Raw genomic sequence first — 20,112 nt, 5'->3', positions numbered from 1 at the left:
ACCTGAACGTAGGGGCGGCGTTCTCGCCGCCCGTGCCATTAAGACATATTCTTCCAGATATGGATCACCGCATAACTGCGCCACGGGCGCCACGCCTGTGACATCAGCTCTGCCTGCTTTGCGCTGACGCCACCCAGGTTATTGCGCACCGCAATATCCTCTTTTGGAAAGGCATCCGGCCAGCGTAGCGCACGCATTGCAATATAGTTGGCGGTCCACGGGCCGATACCTGGCAAGGTCACCAGCTGAGCAATCGCTTTTTCTGGCTCACTGCCAGCCTCCAGCCGCAATTCTCCTGAAGCACAAGCCTGCGCCATTGCCAGAATGCAGCGTGAGCGCGCACTGACGATGCCAAGGCTGGCAATATCATCAAGGCTGGCTTCACAGACGCGCGTTGCCAGCGGCGACAGTCGGCTTAGCTGTGGAAAAGGCGTCTCAATCTTTTCACCAAAAGCATCGGCAAAGCGACAGGCAATGGTGGTGGCCGCTTTAACGGTGATTTGCTGGCCGAGAATGGCGCGCACCGCCATTTCAAAGCCATCAAACGCGCCGGCAACGCGCAGACCCGGATTAACACTGAGGCTGTGGTGAAACAGTGGGTCCAGTCCCAGATGGCTGGCAATCAGGTCCGGCCGCGCGCTGAGATCGAACAAATTACGCAGGCGGCGCAGCAGCACCGGTAACACCGGCGTCAGCGAATGGGTGAATTCGACCATCAGCGCCGATTTTGCTGCGGCATGTGTGACGCGAACCCAGCCCGTACAGCTGCCCAGACGCACCGTACGGGCATAACTATTTTCGCTGATATGTTCCACGCCCTTAATCGCACGCATGCTGAGAAACGCCAGCATCGCCTGCCAGTCATAGGGTGGGCGGTAGCTCAGTTGTAAGGTCGAGGTTTCGCTTGCCATAAAAGGGTGACTGTCATCCGCCGCCTCTTTGCGCAGACGACTGGGAGACAGGCGATATTGCGCATTAAAAGCATCATTAAAACGGCGCAGGCTGCTAAAACCGCTGGCAAAAGCAACCTCGGTGACCGGCAGCCGCGTCTCCGTCAGTAACTGTTTGGCCAGCAGCAGACGACGGGTCTGTCGGATCTCAACCGGCGATACCCCCAGTTCTTTCTGCACAATACGCCGTAGCTGGCGTGAACTGATGCCAAACTGACTGGCGATCTGCTCCAGACTCTCCGCTTCGGAGGTGAGTCCTTCATCAATACGCTGTACCAGCAGATCGGCAATACGGTGCGCGCTATCCACCGGCGCATTGCCGGGAGCCAGCTCAGGCCGACAGCGCAGACAGGGACGAAATGATGCTTTTTCTGCAGCTTCCACGCTGTCAAAAAACAGGCAGTTTTTCTGTTGTGGCGCTTTCACCGGGCAGATTGGGCGGCAGTAGATACCGGTGGAGGTGACGCCGACAAAAAATACGCCGTCGAAACGCGCATCACGCGAGGTGAGCGCCTGATAAGCGGCATTATTATCCATGATGCAGATTTCCTGGTGATCAGCTGAGGTAATCAGTTTATGTCTGCGTGAGCTGGCAAACTGGCCATTATCGGACATCAAACTATTTTAACCTGATGTCCGAAAACAGCCAGTCACGGGCGATCAATCAGCGATAATACGCGTGAGAGTTATGGGATATTACGGAGGCTATATCATGTCTTACTACTGTAAATTATTCACTTCACCGGTCGGGACCCTGACACTGATCGCAAGCGATAAAGGGCTGGCGGCGATTCTGTGGGAAAATGATAACCCGCTACGTGTGCGCCTGCCGCCACTGACTGAAAATAACCAGCATCCGATTCTGCTGGAAACCGAACGTCAGCTTCAGCGCTATTTTGCCGGAACCTTGCAGCGTTTCGATCTGCCGCTGGATTTTGTCGGTACCGAGTTCCAGAAAAAGGTCTGGGCGGCGCTGGTGGCGATTCCTTTTGGCGAAACCCGCAGTTACGGCGAAATAGCCCGGCAGATTGGTCATCCAACAGCGGTACGTGCCGTCGGCGCGGCTAACGGTAAGAACCCGATCTCGATTGTCGCGCCCTGTCATCGGGTGATCGGCGCCAATGGCAAGCTCACCGGTTTTGCTGGTGGGCTGTCGACCAAAGCCTTTTTACTCGATATCGAAGCGGGTAAAGCGCAGCCAGTGGAATGATCTACATCACATCCTGTGCTTAATCATAAAAAACCAGCGACAGCCGGAAACATTTTCGCTATCGTGTTTAGCATATAAAACACCCGCAGCCATATAGCGGATGAAACAGTGATATTTTGCCAGATACGTTAAGTCGAAGAAACGAGACTGCTGCTATGAGCCTGATGTTCGATGCTGAAAATGCTGTGTATCCGTTCCCGCCAAAACCCGCCCGGCTCTCTGTTGATGAAAAACAGTTCTACCGGGAGAAGATCAAGCGTCTGCTGAAAGAGCGTGATGCAGTGATGGTGGCTCACTATTACACCGACCCGGAAATCCAGTCGCTGGCGGAAGAGACCGGTGGCTGCGTCTCCGACTCGCTGGAGATGGCGCGCTTTGGCAGCAACCATCCTGCCAGCACGCTGCTGGTGGCTGGTGTGCGGTTTATGGGCGAGACAGCGAAGATCCTCAGCCCGGAAAAAACCGTGCTGATGCCGACGCTACAGGCGGAGTGTTCACTGGATCTTGGCTGTCCGATCGAAGAGTTTACTCAGTTCTGCGATCAGCACCCGGATCGCACGGTAGTGGTGTATGCCAATACCTCGGCGGCAGTCAAAGCGCGTGCCGACTGGGTGGTGACCTCCAGCATCGCCGTGGAACTGATTGAACACCTCGACAGCCTTGGCGAGAAGATTATCTGGGCGCCGGACCGCCATCTTGGCCGCTATGTGACGCAGCAGACCCGTGCAGATGTGATTTGCTGGCAGGCGGCCTGCATCGTGCATGACGAGTTTAAAACTCAGGCACTGCAACGGATGAAAGCGCTTTATCCGCAGGCGGCGGTACTGGTGCATCCTGAGTCGCCGCAGGCGATTGTCGATCTGGCCGATGCGGTAGGCTCTACCAGCCAGCTGATTCAGGCGGCGAAAACCCTGCCGCATCCACAGATGATTGTCGCTACCGATCGCGGCATCTTTTATAAAATGCAGCAGGCCTGTCCGGATAAAGAGTTACTGGAAGCGCCGACCGCCGGTGAAGGCGCTACCTGTCGTAGTTGTGCGCACTGTCCGTGGATGGCGATGAACGGACTGAAAGCGATTGCTGACGGGCTGGAGCAGGGCGGTCAGCAGCATGAGATCCATGTCGACGAGAGTTTACGTCAGGCCGCATTGATCCCTTTGAATCGTATGCTATCTTTTGCAGCAGAGCTGAAACTTAACGTCAAAGGCAATGCCTGACGCTTCCCTTACGACAAGGTGCTGATATGGATTTCTTTAGTACAAGTAACATTCTGGTGCATATTCCGATCGGCGCAGGTGGTTATGATCTGTCGTGGATTGAAGCGATCGGCACCGTTGCTGGCCTGCTGTGTATCTGGCTGGCGAGTAAAGAGAAGATTATTAACTACCTGTTTGGTCTGATTAATGTCTCGTTGTTTGCGGTGATTTTCTTCCAGATCCAGCTGTATGCCAGTCTGTTATTGCAGCTGTTCTTCTTTGTCGCCAATATTTACGGCTGGTATGCCTGGAGCCGGCAGACCGCCGACCATCAGGCGCAGCTGAAAATTCGCTGGTTACCGCTGCCTAAGGCGATTGGCTGGGGTGCAGGCACGGTAGTGGCGATTGCGCTGATGACGCTATTTATCGATCCGGTATTTGCTTTCCTGACTGAGATTGCTGTGTCGGTCATGCAGGCCTTCGGCTTTGCGGTGGCGATGCCAGAACTGCAACCGGATGCGTTCCCGTTCTGGGATTCGTGCATGATGGTGCTGTCGATTGTGGCGATGATTCTGATGACGCGCAAATACGTCGAGAACTGGCTGCTTTGGGTGATTATTAATGTAATTAGCGTCACCATCTTTGCCCGTCAGGGCGTATATGCGATGTCGCTGGAGTATATGCTGCTGACGTTAATTGCGCTGAACGGGTGCTGGTTGTGGATTAAAAGCGCCCGCGAACAGGGTTCACGCGCGCTCTCTTAAACGTTAATGGTGGTGATGGTGGTGCTGACTGCTGGCGATACCCAGTTCGCAGTCACCATCATCACAACGCTGATACTCCATCTGTACCGTCGCATGGGCAATCTGATAGCGCTGATGCAGGTGGTCGTGAATGCGATGCAGCAGCCCGTCATGGTCATAGGGCGGGACAACCTGCACATGCAGGGTCATCACGGGCTTCTCTCCTACCTGCCAGACGTGAACGTGATGCACATTGCGTACTTCGGCAATACTCAGGGTTAAATCGCGCGTCAGCTTCTCCACATTAACCGAACCGGGTGTGCCCTCCAGCAGTTCGTGAAAACTCTCGCGCATCAGTGCCCAGGCGCTGCGTAATACCAGAATCGATACCAGCATCGAAAGTATCGGGTCGATGGGCGTCCAGCCGGTAAACAGAATAATCAGCGCAGCGACAATCGCCCCTACCGAACCCAGCAGATCCCCCATCACATGCAGCGCCGCCGCGCGCACATTAAGGTTTTTCTCTTCGCTACCGCGATGCAACAACCAGAACGACAGCACATTCGCCAGCAGGCCCGCGATGGCAATTCCCAGCATCAGACCGCCAGCCACCGGCTGTGGCTGCCAGAAACGCCGTATCGCCTCCCAGACAATCAGCGCGGTAATCACCAGCAGCGCCAGCGCATTAACAAACGCCGCCAGCGTGGTAAGACGCAGCAGGCCAAAGGTATGGCGACCATTGGGTTTACGCCGGGAAAACTGTACCGCCAGCAGTGCCATCAGCAGGGCGGCGGCATCGGTCAGCATATGTCCGGCATCGGCCAGCAGCGCCAGTGAACCCGACAGAATACCGCCAGCCACTTCGGCCACCATAAACAGTGCGGTAACGGTAAACGCCGCCAGCAGGCGCTTACGGTTGCTATTGCCTTCAGTGTGATTGTGTTGATGCGCCATAATTATCCAGATTTTTTAATAGTTTCTCGGTTAATGATACCAATAAATTCCACTCTGACGGGCTATCGTTGTGCAGTTTTGCCTGCTCAATTATCGCCTGACACAGAATTTCGCCCTGCGGATAGGCCAGCAGCAGCCAGCTGCCTTTGCAGCGATGGGCGATCTGTTCCACCTGTTGCCACTGCTGCTGCTGTCGGGCCAGCGCCAGCGCCGCCATATCATCGTGCAGCGCCCGGGTTAAGGTGCTGACAATTCGTTGACTGTAGTCGGGCTGAAAACTGGCGAGACGCTGAATGCGGTTATCCAGATCGCTGAACGGCGCCTGCTGATGGCGCTGCAACACCGTCTCAATCGCGCTGAGCGCCACGGGTTTTAACAGAAAGGCATCGGCGCAGGGTTGGGCAGATTGAGTATCCGCAGAGCAGAGCACCAGCGTCTGCGGCATTGTCTGCTGGCGCTGGCGACGGCGCAGAATGCGCGCCACCGTAATACCGTTCGGGTGTGGCATCGAGTAATCAATAAATATCACATCGAACGGCTGTTGCGCGGCCGCACGCAGCAGCGCGCGACCGTGATCAAAGGTGGCGGCCTCAATCCCTAAATAAGCCAGCTGCTGCTGCATCACCAGCAGATTCGTCGGGTGGTCATCAACAATCGCCACCCGCAGCGCGCGTAATGACAGCCGATCGCTGGCGGGCCGCGTCTCTGCCGCGAGCGCTGCGCTATCGGTGGCGATCAATGGCAGCATCACCGTCACCCGGGTGCCGCGACCGGGTGTCGATTGTAGTTCGATAGTGCCGCCCATACGGTTGACGATTTCGCGGCAGATCGATAAACCCAGCCCGCTGCCCTGAACCGACAGCGTTTTACCCGACGGTGTCTGATACCAGGGTTCAAACAGTCGCGCCTGTTCGTCAGCGGGAATGCCGCTACCGCTGTCGCTGACCTGCATACAGAGCTGCTGATCCTGCTGTGCCAGCGTCAGACGAATTTCGCCCGTGCGGGTAAATTTAATCGCATTAGCAATTAAGTTATTGGCTATCTGTTGCAGCCGTTCACTGTCGATCATCACGCTCGCTGGCAGTGGCGACAGGGCGCTGACCTGAAATTTGGGGCCATCAGTGCGCATTAGCGGATGGTAAAAATCGGCCAGATGCATCAGCCACTGATGCAGATCAACCGCATGCGGGCGCAGAGTAAAGGTGTTGCTCTCGATACGGGCGTGATCCTGCAGATCGTTTAACAGTGTCAGTAATGAGGCGGCGCTGCTATGGATCACTGCCAGATTTCCAGGCTGCGGCTGGCGGGCGACCTCAATTTCCAGCAGGCCAAGGATCGCCTGCATCGGCGTACGTAATTCATGGCTGACGGTAGCGAGAAACTGGCTCTTCATCTGATTAGCGCGCTCCGCTTCTTCGCGTTGCTGCTCCAGCTGACGCCGCTGGCGCAGATCACGGCGCTGTTGCATATAGCGGCGGATCAGCAGAATCAGCAGGAAGGCGATGGCAAACAGGGCGGCGATAAACATAAACAGCGAAATCGGCCGCATATTGCCATCATCACGACTCGCCAGCTGAGGATTATTACTCCAGTTTTCACGCATACGCTGCTGGGTATCCGGTGGGATCTGCTGTAGTCCTTTATTGAGGATTGATCGCAGCAGCGGCTGGCCGTTGCTGACGCCCATCGCAATCGGCCAGGCGGTATCGCTGGCGGCAAACGCCAGATGAATAATGTCGTTATAGCGCGTCTGGATCAGCCAGCGCGCCGACAAAACATTATCCACCACCGCGTCCAGCTGACCATTAGCCAGCGCGTCATACAGCGTTTTGCCGTTATCGAACTGACTGATATTCAGCGTCGCCGGAATCAGATGACGACCCAGATCGCCACGCCGCACACCGATGCGCATGCCCTGCAAATCCTGCCAGCTGACTACCGCTTTTGACATATTGCCTGTATAGACACCCCAAAGCGCACGCCACACCGGCAGCGTATTGCCCTGCATATTGTCATTACCGGTCAGCGGCAGCATCAGTTGCAGCATGGGACGCGTCTGGCTTAGCAGGCTCCCCGCTTGTTGCGCGTTCTCCACCCAGCGCGGCCGGAAGCGCAGGCCGGTGTTCTGGCCGATGGCATTCAGTAACTCGACGCTGTAGCCGCTGGCCTCACCATTAGCGCCACGATAGCTCCACGGATAGTCGTCAGCCAGCGCAGCATAGTCAATCGTCGGATGCTGCGTAATCCACTGGCGCTCCATACTGGTCAGGCGTGCGGTATTGGTATCGAAGTAACGCGGTAGCTGACTGCTCCAGCGTCCCTGAATCTCGTTAACCACATCCATCGGCAGCTGACGCAGGGTCGAATCCAGCGCGGCGGCCAGTGCCGCATCACCGGTGACCGCCTGCAAATTGAGCTGGCCCGGTTCGAGGGGGGATTCCAGCTGGTAGATCTGCCCCTGCTGCAGCTGCGTCAGCAGAAATCCGGCGCTGGTTTCATCGGCGACGACATAATCGCTTTGCTGATTTAGCAGGGTGTACAGCGCCTGCAGATCGCTGTCGAGGGTGAGCCACTGATGCTGGTGGGCGAATCCGGGATTTACCAGCGCCCGCGTCTGTTTGCTAATCGCAATACGCGCATCAGCGGAATTAAACATCACCTGACGCTGATTATTGCGGTTGCGATAGATGCGCAGTGGCGTGCTGTACCATGGCTGAGTGGCGTACAGGCCGGCTGGCAATGCATGCTGCGGAACGCCAGACAGCAGATCAAGCTGACCCTGTTGCAGCGCCTGCAACATCGCTTCATAAGAGGGATAGCCGGCGATATCAAACTGCAGGCCAGCGCTGTGGCTTAACAGCGCCAGATAGTCGGCATTGATGCCATACAGATCGCCACCCACCACAATATTCCAGGGTGAGCTGTTGTCGCGAAGTACGCCGACGCGCAACAGTTTGTCATGCCAGGGACGCATTACGCTGTTGGGCATCATCTCCTGCGGTAGCGCAATACTGCTGACTGCGCGATAAGCGGCAGGAGAACTCAGACTGATCGTGAGCAACAGCAGCAGCAACAGGCGTTTCACTGTTGTGCTTTCCACACGGCAGCGAGATCCAGCACGGAAGTGGCGCCGGTTTTATCGAGAATATTCTTTTTATGGGTGCTGACGGTTTTATTGCTGATATGCAGCTGTTCAGCAATTTGCAGATTCGATAAGCCACGCGCCAGCAGCGCAAGGATCTGCTGTTCTTTACTGGTCAGGCTGGCGCCGGCAGGTAAGTCAGACGCATCCAGCGCCGGGAATGCGCGTTGTCCACCCAGCACCGCCAGGATAGCGGCCAGTAGCTGCGCCATCGGCTGGCGTTTGACGATATAGCCTGCCGCACCCGCAGTTTCGGCCATGCGCAGATACATCTTCTCCTCCTGAGCCGAATAGATCAGTACTGCCTGATGCGGATAACGATTTTTCAGTTGTTTTAGCAGTTGCAAGCCATCGCTGTCCGGCAGGCCAATATCAAGGATAATTAAATCCACCTGATGATTGTGCAGATAATTGCGTGCCTGCTGTTCATTACTGACGGCGTAAAGCTGGAGGGGAATCGGTGAGCGACTAACAGCGGCTTCCAGTGCAACCTGAACCAGGGGATGATCGTCGATTAACAGCAGAGTGGCCATGGTGATTTCCGTCACTATTCAGGATGTTCAGCATAGCGAAGCGGGGCAGGGATGCAACAAAATCAAAGGAGAGCCGTAGCTCTCCAGTTTGGCGGGTTACTGCGTAGTACCATCAGTTTTGGTATTGACGTCAGTCCCGGATCCGGTTTCAACTTTTTTGTTAACATCCGGACATTTCCCGTCTTTACACTGGGAATTTTTATGTACTTCATCCGCCGACAGTTTGCCGTTATCGGTCGTAGTGCTGGTAGTGCCGCCAGTGTTGATTTTCGAGTTATCAACTTTATTCGGCGCCAGATTCTGATTAGCATCGCCTGCTTTGGCGCCGGCGTCAGCAGCCTGGTTAGCAGTACCATTATTACCTGATGCAGCCATTGCTGCACCACTACCAAGCGTCATTGCGGCGGTGAAAAGAACGATTGCAAACTTTTTCATCGTAATGCTCCTGTTGATTATTAATTGATGGTCTGACTCAACCTGAAACGGTAATTACAGTGCTATACGTAATAAAGCCGAAATAAAATATCGGTTAATAATTACAAGCCAAACAGATATGGCGTAAAAATCAATTTTTTAAGCGGTAACGTTTAAAAGTGTAGTAAACAACCCCGAAAATGCAAACTTGTGATGTCGTCCACAGGGAGAAAGTCGATTTACAGCACAACGCACACAGGCTAAATTGGTCAGGTTGTGCCCGGTGCGCACCGGGCAAAGAATTTAATGGACAGACTATGAATTACCAGAACGATGATTTAAGAATCAAAGAGATAAAAGAACTTTTACCTCCTGTAGCACTGCTTGAAAAATTTCCGGCAACCGATAAAGCGGCTGAAACCGTCTCCCTCGCCCGTCAGGCGATTCATAATATTCTTAAAAATAAGGATGACCGTTTGCTGGTGGTGATTGGACCTTGCTCCATTCATGATACCGAAGCGGCAAAGGAGTACGGCGCACGGCTGTTAAAGCTGCGCGAAGAGCTGAGCGACTCGCTGGAAGTGGTGATGCGCGTCTATTTTGAAAAGCCGCGTACCACTGTCGGCTGGAAAGGGCTGATTAACGACCCGTATATGGACGGCAGCTTCCAGATAAACGATGGCCTGCGTATTGCACGTAAGCTGCTGCTGGATATTAATGACAGCGGCCTGCCTGCTGCCGGTGAGTTTCTCGATATGATCACACCGCAATATATGGCGGATCTGATGAGCTGGGGCGCAATTGGCGCGCGCACCACTGAATCGCAGGTCCATCGTGAACTGTCATCCGGTCTTTCCTGCCCGGTGGGTTTTAAAAATGGCACCGATGGCACGATTAAAGTGGCGATTGACGCAATCAATGCTGCCAGCGCGCCGCACTGCTTCCTGTCTGTCACCAAATATGGTCATTCGGCGATTGTTGAGACCAGCGGTAACGGCGATTGCCATATTATTCTGCGTGGCGGCAAAGAGCCGAACTACAGTGCACACCATGTGAGCGCAGTAAAAGCGGGTCTGGAAAAAGCCGGCCTGGCGCCACAGGTGATGATCGACTTCAGCCACGCCAACAGCAGCAAGCAGTTCCAGAAACAGCTGGTGGTGTCGGATGATGTGGCGCAACAGATTGCCGGTGGGGAGCAGGCGATCGTTGGCGTGATGATCGAGAGCCATCTGGTCGAAGGTAATCAGAATCTGGACGGTGGCGAACCGCTGGTGTACGGCAAAAGTGTGACCGACGCCTGTATTGGCTGGGATGACACCGAAAACGTACTGCGCCAGCTGGCGGCGGCGGTGAAAGCGCGTCGCGGTTAACTATCCGTTCCCCCTCCCTTGCCATGGGAGGGGGACTGTTTAGCCGGTTGATTCTCGCCTGGTCTTTTTACTTTCGTTTTGTACCTGGCGGTTTAACTGCCACCACAAAAGATCGGTAAAGGCACCCCAGCGATGACACAGTTTTTCCTGTGTTGAGTTCATGGGTGCAGCCGTGCCCAACAACAAACCATTCTGCGTTTTCCATGGGCGGAATTCGGTTTTCCCTTTCAGCATACAGGCACCTTCAGGAGTGATTACCACCTCAGGGTTATAACCCTGGCACCAGGTGTTATCCAACGACGTTGCCAGTAAATTGCAGCCCGTACGATAATATTCCGTCTCTGACAGGCTGAGCTGATAAAGCGTTGGCAGGATATCTTTATGACTGCCGACTCTGTTAGCATCAAAATAACTGTTATGACGATAATTCATTGGAACATAGATATAAAATGGAACGGCATGACCAAGAACCCGCTCCTGAGGATCAGGATAGCCAATACTGCGAATATTATGATCGCCAGTGGCCGCGATAATAGTGTGCGATCCTGATGAGTGACTATCTTTAACCCTGCTAATAAACTGGCCTAACTGATCGTTACTGTAGCGTAATGTATTCAAAACTTCTTGCAGCTCATCGCCAGATGCCAGGTTTTTTAAACGTTTTTTCTCTGTGTCGGTTAAATGAAAATCCGTTTTATTATAACCCGGCGGGGTTCTGTAGGGCGGATGATGAGTGGTTGACATCGACATAATAAAAATATGTTCCCCTTTTTTGTCGGCTTCTTCCAGGCGCTCTGCCATATAACGGAACATATATTCATCTGGCACTCCCCATGTGCCAGTCTGAGCCGATGGATAGCGTTTTTTTAATCCATTCTGTTCTATAAATTCACTCACGCCTAACCGGGGCAGGAACTGGTTAATATTATGCCACGCACCATTTCCGGAAGTGACAAAGATAATTTTATAACCGTTAGCGAGAAAGGGTTTAAACATATTACTGGCAAAATCGGTGGTCTGCGCGCTGGACTGACTGATGGTGCTCATCGGGCTGCGGACAAAGAATCGGCTCAGGCTATCGATGGTGCCATCACCTTCGGAAATAAAACGGTCAAAGCGCCAGTCTGACTGCCAGTGTTGCCGCAGAGCAGCGTATAAATCCCGATCGCTCCGGTCGTAGCTTGCAAGGTCATACCCCATACTTTCCATTACCGCCAGCACCACATGGGGAGGATTTTCTCTGGCAGTCGGGTTTACATCGGTTGTAGCCATAAACGGCTGCAGGCTGGCTGGAACAGGTCGTTGCAGAAAACGGCTTAAAAGTCTGGCTCCTTCCTGATCGGTAGCTTCCGCAAAATGGTTACTTTTTGTATGAGCCTTAAAAGCCCAGTCAAGTGCAATCAGGCCGTTGGGTGTCAGCATATTGAGCAGTTTTATTTCTGAGACCTGAGCATCATCCTGGCGCAGCGGAAAAGTGCCGAGGGAACCACGCATACCGGCCAGGCAGACCAGCAGAATGGTCAACGTTATGATGGTGGATACTGGCAAGTTACTGTCACGTACTTGTCTGGTATTAAGCCAGCGTTGCCAATAACGATAAGCAAAGAATACCATCACCGCGAATATGCTGAGGGAGAACAGAACCCGAATAACCGGATAGTCTGACCACAGGGTAGTTAAGACTGCAATAGTGTCATCTTCAACTAAACCGAATACAAAAATATCAATAAAGCGATCAAAGGTGGCATAATAGAAAACGTTCACTACCGTCAAAGTAGTGATGACCAGACTCAGAAACGTTGCCAGCCAGGGCCAGAAAGATTGCCAGAGATAAAATCCACGGTTGTTTAAAGCAATAATCCCTGCGATCAATAAACAAGGAACGAACAGCAAACTGGCGATACGAATATCAAACAGCATTCCCGTCCAGAACATTCGCATTATATCCTGCGAAAAGCCAGTCAGCGCGTCTGATGAGCCATAGGCAATTAACAGATAAATTCTTCCCCCAGACTGGATAACAACAGCAACTAACCATGGTAATAATAAGGCAGTAAATATTTGCCGAAATCGTAAAAACCACATAACACCTTCTTCATAAAAGGGAACAGATACCAGCAGGGCGTGGCATCAGTATGGTGGGAATAAGCTGGGCTATTTTTTATTTGAAACTTTAATAATATTAATTAATTCAATTTGTCAGTTATATTTCCTTTGGCGGAATCCTCTTAATATATAAATTAAACCGGCATTCGCTCTCAGCCAGAACTGGCATATATTACCCGGGAAATAAGTGATTTCCAGCCTGGTCCTCAATTTTTTATGTCTGGTTTGGACAGCGTTTAAAATGAGATGCAGTTTATTCTGGCGGGTTATTTTAATAATAAGCAGGCATCGGTATTACATACTTAGCAGGTTGCGCGGCTGGAGGAGGGGCAGGGAAAGTCGGTATTACAGGCAAAAAAATGCCCGCTAACGCCCTGGCGAACCAGGGTTTAGCGGGCAGTTATCAGACGAAATTAATTACTTCGCTTTACCCTGATTTGCTACGGCTGCGGCTTTCGCGGCAATCTCATCAGCATCACCCAGGTAGTAGCGTTTCAGCGGTTTGAAGTTCTCATCGAACTCATACACCAGTGGAACGCCAGTCGGGATGTTCAGCTCAAGAATTTCATCTTCGCCGAGATTATCCAGATATTTTACCAGCGCGCGCAGCGAGTTACCGTGCGCAGCAACGATCACACGCTCACCGCTTTTAATGCGCGGCAGAATGCTTTCGTTCCAGTAAGGGATAACGCGGTCGATGGTTAGCGCCAGACTTTCGGTCAGCGGCAGCTCAGCGTCGGTCAGTTTTGCGTAACGTGGATCGTGGCCAGGGAAACGCTCATCTTCACGGGTCAGCTCAGGTGGGGTGATGGCAAAGCCACGACGCCACTGCTTAACCTGCTCGTCGCCGTATTTCTCAGCGGTTTCAGCTTTATTCAGACCCTGCAGCGCACCGTAGTGACGCTCATTCAGCTTCCAGGATTTTTCAGTTGGCAGCCAGGCCTGATCCAGTTCGTCGAGAACGTTCCACAGAGTGTGGATGGCACGTTTCAGCACGGAGGTGTATGCAAAATCGAAAGCAAAGCCTTCTTTTTTCAGCAGTTCGCCTGCTGCTTTGGCTTCAGTACGACCTTTATCGGACAGATCAACATCGTACCATCCGGTGAAGCGGTTTTCGTTGTTCCACTGGCTTTCGCCGTGACGCACCAGAACCAGCTTAGTTACAGCCATAGCTTAACTCCTTAATAATCTGACAGTTCTATGATATCGATTATCATGATATTGCCGAAAATTGCCCGCTTCGACAATCTGATATCCCTCTACCATAACGGAAATCTGGGCACGGCGTAAGCCTGGGACGTACGCAGTGCGCGTTTTTCAAGCTGTTGTTAACAGGCGGTCAGCGTATAGCACGTAACTGACTGATACGTTTCACCTGGCTGCAACCAGCAGTTAACTTGTGGCCATTCCGCATGGTTTGGTGAATCCGGCAGAAACTCACTTTCCAGCGCGATGCCCTGAAAGGCAGTATAGCTGCCCTGTTCACGGGCGGGCGTGCCATCAAGATAATTGCCCGAATAGAACTGCAAGGCCGGTGCAGCGGTCTGTACCGTCAGTTGCAGCTTGCCATCCGCTGACCACAGCTGTGCGGCTGGCTGGCTGACATCGCCCTGTGTATTCAGTAAAAAGGCGTGGTCGTAGCCTTTGACCGCGCGCTGATCATCATCCTGCAGAAACTCGGAGGCTACGACTTTCGGCTGGCGAAAATCAAAACTGTTCCCGGTCACCGGTTTTAAATCTGCGCAGGGAATGCCATTGCTGTCCACCGGCAGATAGTGATCCGCCAGCAATTGCAGACGATGCTGGCGCGCATCGCCATGCTCTGCATCCAGATTGAAATAGGCGTGGTTGGTCAGATTGACCGGACAGGGCTGATCAACCTGCGCATGGTACTCAATCGACAGGCAGTTGTTATCATCCAGACGGTAGCGCACCGAAGCCAGCAGATTGCCCGGGAATCCCTGGTCACCGTCCGGCGAATCAAGCTGATAATGCACCTCGCTTTCGCTCTGGCTGACAATCTGCCAGCGGCGTTTATCAAAGCCTTCCGGGCCGCCGTGCAACTGATGTTCGCCCTGATTGGCCACCAGCTGGATATTGCTCTGTTGCAGCCGGGCATTGGCGATGCGGTTAGCGTAACGTCCGACGGTGGCGCCCAGATAGGCGCTTTGATGGAGATAATCTGACGGCGTGGCGCAGCCCAGCAGCGCTTCGCGTACGCTGCCGTCTTTCATCGGCACGCGCGCGGAGAGCCAGGTAGCGCCCCAGTCCATAAACGTCACCACCATACCGTGCTGATTGCGTAGCACGGTAATGCGCCACGGCTGACCATCAGGGGCATGGGATTGGGGTTGGTTTAGCATGGGCCTGCCCCCTCCGAAGCTTTACAGACGTAGAAGGTCTCTTTAATGCCGGATTTGGCTTCATACTGCTCAGCCACCGCCGCTTTGACGCTGTCGACCAGATCAAATGGCATCAGCGCGACGATACAGCCGCCAAAGCCGCCGCCGGTCATCCGCACGCCACCTTTGTCACCAATCACGGCTTTTACGATCTCAACCAGCGTATCAATCGGTGGTACGGTGATTTCAAAGTCATCGCGCATTGAGGCATGGGATTCCGCCATCAGCACGCCCATCCGCGCCAGATCGCCTTTACTGAGCGCATCGGCGGCTTCCAGAGTACGGGCGTTTTCGCTCAGTACGTGGCGCACGCGTTTTGCCACTTCCGGCTCCAGCTGCTGTTCAAGCGCTGTAAACTCGGCGAGCTCAACGTCACGCAGCGAGCTTTTACCGAAGAAGCGCGCACCGGCCTCACACTGCTGGCGACGGGTGTTGTATTCGCTGCCTACCAGGCTGCGGCGGAAGTTGGAGTTAATAATCACCACGGCAATCTCTTCCGGCATCGGCACCGGACGGGTGCCCAGCGTACGGCAATCCAGCAGCATTGCGTGGTCCTGCTTGCCCAGCGCGGAGATCAGCTGATCCATAATGCCGCAGTTACAGCCGACAAACTGGTTCTCCGCCTCCTGCCCATTCAGGGCAATGGCGGCACCATCCAGCGGCAGCTGATACAGCTGCTGGATCACCGTGCCGACCGCCACTTCCAGCGACGCCGATGAACTGAGACCGGCGCCCTGCGGCACATTGCCGCTGATCACCATATCCACGCCGCCAAAGTCGCTGTTGCGCTGCTGCAGGTGTTTCACCACGCCACGCACGTAGTTGGCCCACATTTTGTCCTGCAGGCTGTCTATCGGCTGATCCAGTGAGAAGATATCCTGCTGATTATCGTAATCGACAGCCACCACGCGCACCTGACGATCGTCACGTCTGGCGCAGCTGATCACCGTCTGATAATCAATGGCGCATGGCAGCACAAAGCCGTCGTTGTAATCGGTATGCTCGCCAATCAGATTAACGCGGCCGGGCGCCTGAATGGCATGCGTTGGCTGATAGCCAAATACCTGACTGAAAATCTGCTGGGTAAGGGTCTTTAAGCTCATTGTGATGCTCCGTTCTGGCGGAAATGAATATCGCTGACAGAACGCAGACGTTCAGCCGCCTGTTCCGCCGTTAAGTCCCGCTGGGTTTCAGCCAGCATTTCATAACCGACCATAAATTTACGAACGGTTGCCGAGCGCAGCAGCGGGGGATAGAAGTGGGCATGTAACTGCCAGTGATCGTTCTCTTCACCATTAAACGGCGCGCCGTGCCAGCCCATCGAGTAGGGGAAGGAGCACTGGAACAGGTTGTCATAGCGACTGGTGAGTTTTTTCAGCGCCAGCGCCAGATCCTGACGCTGCGCATCGGTCAGATCCACCAGGCGTTTAATTGGCGCTTTTGGCAGCAGCAGGGTTTCAAATGGCCAGGCTGCCCACCAGGGCACCACCGCCAGCCAGTGCTCGGTTTCCACGACCGTACGGCTGCCATCTTTTTGCTCACGCGCGGTGTAATCCACCAGCATTGCGGAACCATGCTGCTGCCAGTAACTGCGTTGCAAATCGTCTTCGCGCTTGATTTCGTTCGGCAGGAAGCTGTTCGCCCACACCTGGCCGTGCGGATGCGGATTCGAGCAGCCCATCGCCGCCCCTTTATTTTCAAACACCTGCACCCATGGATAGTGCTGACCGAGGTCGGCGGTCTGTTCCTGCCAGGTGCGTACCACTTGCTCCAGCGCCGATAACGGCAGCTCCGGCAGCGTTTTGCTGTGATCCGGCGAGAAGCAGATCACCCGGCTGGTGCCGCGTGCGCTTTCGCAGCGCATCAGCAGATCGTCGCTTTGCGGCGCATCCGGCGTATCGGTCATCAGCGCGGCGAAGTCGTTGGTAAACACATAGGTATGGGTATAGTCCGGGTTTTTATCACCGGTTACCCGGGTATTGCCCGGACATAAGAAGCAGTCAGGATCGTGCGCCGGTAACTGTTCCTGCGCCGGGGTTTCCTGCGCGCCTTGCCATGGGCGTTTGGCGCGATGAGGAGAAACCAGCACCCACTGGTCGGACAGCGGGTTATAACGGCGATGCGGATGATCAACCGGATTAAATTTTTCCATGTTCAGTCCTGATAACCTTTTAATGCAAAGAGAGCCTGGATAAAAAGTAGCACATTGGCGGCGACGAAAGCGTGATCGAGTCTGAATAAATGGAATCGTTTACACAAGCTGAATATTCTTACTTATCAGACCAGGTGGCGGTGGGTAAATATAGCTTCACATAAATCTGCGATAAAAATGGTAGCGGTTACATTATTGCGCGACAGTACAAACGGCTGCGGAAGGTGGGGGAAATCGCTGGCCAATAATTGATTGACCAGCCGGGTAGCGGTTAGCTTAACGCATCCTGCTGATAACCATAGATCTCGCCGTCAGGGACAAAGGTTAAGCGATGAGTGATGCACTGCGGCGCATCCTCGGCGTGATGCGAAACAAACAGCAGCTGGGTCTGTCCTTCGCCAATCAGCACATCAATAAAGCGACGCACCAGCAGGCGGTTAATCGGGTCCAGCCCCTGCAACGGCTCATCAAGGATTAACAGCGTGGGATGTTTGACCAGTGCGCGGGCAATCAACACCAGCCGCTGCTGTCCCCAGGAGAGACTGTGGAACGGCGCATCGGCGATGGCATTATTCATCCCCAGCAGCGCCAGCCAGCTGTTGGCCAGGTGGTGCTGACGATCTGATACCGCCTGATAGAGACCAATCGAATCGAAGTAGCCGGAGATCACCACATTGCGCACGCTGGTGCTGACACGGTAATCGAGGTGCAGGCTGCTGCTGACATAGCCAATATGCTGCTTGATATCCCAGATGGTTTCGCCGCTGCCGCGACGAACGCCAAACAGGGTCAGATCGTTGCTGTATCCCTGCGGATGATCGCCGGTCACCAGACTGAGCAGCGTTGATTTCCCGGCGCCATTCGGACCGACAATCTGCCAGTGCTCGCCGGCTTTGACCTGCCAGCTCAGATTATGCAAAATCGCCCGATCGTTATACGACACCACGCCGTTATTCAGCACGATGCGCGCGGCGTCTGGCGCCATCTGAGGCTGGCTGTCGGGCATATCAGCTTCGGGTAACGCCATCCCGGCCAGCTTCTCACTGTGTGCCAGTTGCGCCACCAGTGCTTCGGCGAGGATCGTTGCGCGGGCGCCAGTATGGGTAAGCGTGCATTCTGCCAGCACACCGACGTTAGCGACATAGTCAGGAATATCATCAAAACGATTAAGCACCAGCACCAGCGTCAGTCCCTGCTGATGCAGCTCGCCAAGCAGCGTCGCCAGACCGGCGCGCGACTGCACATCAAGACCATCAAAAGGCTCATCGAGGATCAGCAGATCCGGCTGTGCCATCAGCGCCTGGCACAGCAGGGTTTTGCGTGTTTCGCCGGTTGAGAGGTATTTAAAACGGCGATCCAGCAGGTGGGTAATGCCAAACTGCGCGGCCAGCTGCTGACAACGCGCGCCATCTTTTACCTCCTGCTGAATAATCTCCGCCATGGTATAGCCGGTATCTTCTTCACCCGGACTGAGTAAATCGGTGTTATTGCGCTCCCACTCTTCGCTGACCAGCTTTTGCAGTTGCTCCAGCGACAGGCGGGCAGGGCGCTGGAAGTCACAACGACGGAGGCCCTGCAACTGCGTCAGTTCACCGGACAGCGCGCGCGCCAGTGATGATTTACCGCTGCCGTTAGCACCGACAAACGCCCAGCTTTCGCCATTGTTCAGGGTCAAATCATTGAGAGTCAGTATTCGGGTATCGCTAAGACGAAACGTGCCTTGCGTAATTTGCAACGTAGTCATTATTTATCCCACTTTATGCATTGTCTTAACGGTTGTAACCACTGTGGGCAATAATGTCAAACCCCGGCATGCGCTTTACAGCAGCGTGGCAATAATCACCTGATCGGCATTAAAAGAGGCACTGACACTGACGCCGGGTTGCAATTGCTGCAGATCAGCTACGCTATTCAGCAGGGTGGCGCACAGGGTTTCGCCGCTGCCGAGGGTCAGCAGCACTTCACTCTGCTGCTCGCCGCGTTCAATCTGGCTGACGCTCGCTGAAAGCTGATTATCGGCATCCGTCGCTTCGCGCGTGACGGCCACCCATGGCGCTTTAATCAGCACCAGCACCTCTTTACCGGCACTCAGTTGCAGGCGATCGGCGCTCTGTTCGGTAAGCGCTGCTTTTAACCGCGTTACGCCATCGGCGAGCAACACCTCTACATGCTGCTGCACCTGCAGGTTATCGCGCTCAGTAATGGTGCCAAACAACTGGTTGCGTGCGCTGGTTTGCAGTGAAAAACGTGAGATGGCGGCCAGCAGACTGTCGAGCGGCAACTGGTCATCCTGCAACACATCAAACGCTTTCTGCTGAATCTGCTCCAGTAACTGAAACAGCTGGATCAGCCGCTCACCGTATAACGTCAGTATTGCGCCTCCGCCGCCTTTTCCGCCGGTAGCGCGTTCCACCAGCAGGCGGTCGGCCATCTGGTTCATCTCATTAATGGCATCCCAGGCGCTTTTATAACTAATCCCCGCCAGTTTTGCCCCCTGACTGATGGAGCCGGTATGCTGAATCTGTTTCAGCAGCTCAATCCGGCGTGGATCGGCGAACAGTTTCTGTTGCAGCCTGATAATAAGTGAAATGTTGGCCTGCATGGTCTCTCCCCGGGGCAATCAATCAGTCGATTGTAAAGCGCACAAAAGGTCAGTGCACTTTTTTCTCCTGCCGTTACAATGGTTTTTTTGCTCAGTGCAGATGAGGCTCCGATGTTTGAGTTATTAAAAAGTCTGGCATTCGCCATTATTATGGTGCCGGTGGTGATGGCGCTGATCCTTGGCGCGATTTATGGCCTCGGTGAAATCTTTAACGTCATCTCCAAAATTGGTCATCGCCGCGAAGACCAGCCAGCAAAAAACCGCCAGTAAAAATCCAGGGCCGGTGCAAGCCATTGGCACGGGCGGCGTTAACGCCGCCCCTACAGTCTGTTATCACA

At 54.1% G+C, this 20,112-nt stretch carries 17 protein-coding genes; 5 read left to right on the top strand and 12 right to left on the bottom strand.

The genetic code is table 11. From position 1 onward, the window contains the following. Positions 1-38 precede the first annotated feature (38 nt). The gene (locus N5923_RS04955; RefSeq protein ID WP_267143542.1) at positions 39-1,490 is read right to left on the bottom strand and encodes an AlkA N-terminal domain-containing protein; all 1,452 of its coding nucleotides are present in this window, start codon (positions 1,488-1,490) and stop codon (positions 39-41) included. Positions 1,491-1,662: 172 nt separating this feature from the next. Between N5923_RS04955 and N5923_RS04950 the strand changes: the two genes are divergently transcribed. The 3 genes from N5923_RS04950 (at position 1,663) to pnuC (ending at position 4,120) form a co-directional block, all read left to right on the top strand. After that, entirely contained in the window at positions 1,663-2,160 is a 498-nt protein-coding gene (locus N5923_RS04950; protein WP_267143495.1) for a methylated-DNA--[protein]-cysteine S-methyltransferase, read from the top strand. Positions 2,161-2,315: 155 nt separating this feature from the next. Then, positions 2,316-3,377 carry a quinolinate synthase NadA gene (gene nadA, locus N5923_RS04945; protein ID WP_267143496.1) on the top strand — a complete coding sequence of 354 codons (1,062 nt, stop codon included), beginning with the start codon at positions 2,316-2,318 and terminating at the stop codon, positions 3,375-3,377. 26 nt (positions 3,378-3,403) lie between these two features. Beyond that, positions 3,404-4,120, top strand: a complete 717-nt coding sequence (pnuC, locus tag N5923_RS04940) for a nicotinamide riboside transporter PnuC (protein WP_267143497.1) — start codon at positions 3,404-3,406, stop codon at positions 4,118-4,120. A gap of 3 nt (positions 4,121-4,123) precedes the next feature. Here the strand turns inward: pnuC and zitB are convergent, their stop codons facing one another. From zitB to N5923_RS04920, 4 genes are all read right to left on the bottom strand, one after another. Continuing rightward, complete coding sequence (gene zitB, locus N5923_RS04935) at positions 4,124-5,053, bottom strand: CDF family zinc transporter ZitB (protein WP_267143498.1); 930 nt, start codon at positions 5,051-5,053, stop codon at positions 4,124-4,126. After that, positions 5,028-8,153 carry a hybrid sensor histidine kinase/response regulator gene (locus N5923_RS04930; RefSeq protein WP_267143499.1) on the bottom strand — a complete coding sequence of 1,042 codons (3,126 nt, stop codon included), beginning with the start codon at positions 8,151-8,153 and terminating at the stop codon, positions 5,028-5,030. Before N5923_RS04930 ends, zitB begins: the two co-directional genes overlap by 26 nt. Then, on the bottom strand, positions 8,135-8,728 hold the full coding sequence (locus tag N5923_RS04925) for a response regulator transcription factor (RefSeq protein ID WP_267143500.1): 594 nt from the start codon (positions 8,726-8,728) through the stop codon (positions 8,135-8,137). The genes N5923_RS04930 and N5923_RS04925 overlap by 19 nt, the downstream gene beginning before the upstream one ends. 96 nt (positions 8,729-8,824) lie before the next feature. After that, the gene (locus N5923_RS04920) at positions 8,825-9,163 is read right to left on the bottom strand and encodes a YbgS-like family protein (RefSeq protein ID WP_267143501.1); all 339 of its coding nucleotides are present in this window, start codon (positions 9,161-9,163) and stop codon (positions 8,825-8,827) included. 296 nt (positions 9,164-9,459) lie between these two features. Between N5923_RS04920 and aroG the strand changes: the two genes are divergently transcribed. Further along, positions 9,460-10,512 (top strand): 3-deoxy-7-phosphoheptulonate synthase AroG, encoded by a 1,053-nt coding sequence (gene aroG / locus N5923_RS04915; protein ID WP_267143502.1) that lies wholly within the window; start codon positions 9,460-9,462, stop codon positions 10,510-10,512. A gap of 39 nt (positions 10,513-10,551) precedes the next feature. Here aroG and N5923_RS04910 read toward each other — a convergent pair whose 3' ends face one another. The 7 genes from N5923_RS04910 to modE form a co-directional block, all read right to left on the bottom strand. After that, positions 10,552-12,597, bottom strand: coding sequence for an LTA synthase family protein (locus N5923_RS04910; protein ID WP_267143503.1), 2,046 nt, complete (start codon positions 12,595-12,597; stop codon positions 10,552-10,554). 438 nt (positions 12,598-13,035) lie between these two features. Beyond that, the gene (gene gpmA, locus N5923_RS04905) at positions 13,036-13,788 is read right to left on the bottom strand and encodes a 2,3-diphosphoglycerate-dependent phosphoglycerate mutase (RefSeq protein WP_267143504.1); all 753 of its coding nucleotides are present in this window, start codon (positions 13,786-13,788) and stop codon (positions 13,036-13,038) included. A 158-nt stretch (positions 13,789-13,946) separates the two neighbouring features. After that, a complete protein-coding gene (galM, locus tag N5923_RS04900; RefSeq protein ID WP_267143505.1) occupies positions 13,947-14,981 on the bottom strand; it encodes a galactose-1-epimerase in 1,035 nt (344 codons plus the stop codon). Next, positions 14,975-16,123, bottom strand: coding sequence for a galactokinase (gene galK / locus N5923_RS04895; protein WP_267143506.1), 1,149 nt, complete (start codon positions 16,121-16,123; stop codon positions 14,975-14,977). The genes galM and galK overlap by 7 nt, the downstream gene beginning before the upstream one ends. Next, positions 16,120-17,172 carry a galactose-1-phosphate uridylyltransferase gene (gene galT / locus N5923_RS04890; RefSeq protein WP_267143507.1) on the bottom strand — a complete coding sequence of 351 codons (1,053 nt, stop codon included), beginning with the start codon at positions 17,170-17,172 and terminating at the stop codon, positions 16,120-16,122. Before galT ends, galK begins: the two co-directional genes overlap by 4 nt. Before the next feature lie 271 nt (positions 17,173-17,443). Next, entirely contained in the window at positions 17,444-18,916 is a 1,473-nt protein-coding gene (modF, locus tag N5923_RS04885; protein WP_267143508.1) for a molybdate ABC transporter ATP-binding protein ModF, read from the bottom strand. A 75-nt stretch (positions 18,917-18,991) separates the two neighbouring features. Beyond that, positions 18,992-19,774, bottom strand: coding sequence for a molybdenum-dependent transcriptional regulator (gene modE / locus N5923_RS04880; RefSeq protein ID WP_267143509.1), 783 nt, complete (start codon positions 19,772-19,774; stop codon positions 18,992-18,994). 111 nt (positions 19,775-19,885) lie between these two features. Between modE and N5923_RS04875 the strand changes: the two genes are divergently transcribed. After that, the gene (locus N5923_RS04875) at positions 19,886-20,044 is read left to right on the top strand and encodes an AcrZ family multidrug efflux pump-associated protein (RefSeq protein WP_026111405.1); all 159 of its coding nucleotides are present in this window, start codon (positions 19,886-19,888) and stop codon (positions 20,042-20,044) included. Positions 20,045-20,112: the final 68 nt, after the last annotated feature.

The organism is Winslowiella arboricola, assembly GCF_025527015.1.
Lineage (GTDB): Bacteria > Pseudomonadota > Gammaproteobacteria > Enterobacterales > Enterobacteriaceae > Erwinia > Erwinia arboricola.
This window is presented reverse-complemented; position numbering and strand designations above follow the sequence as displayed.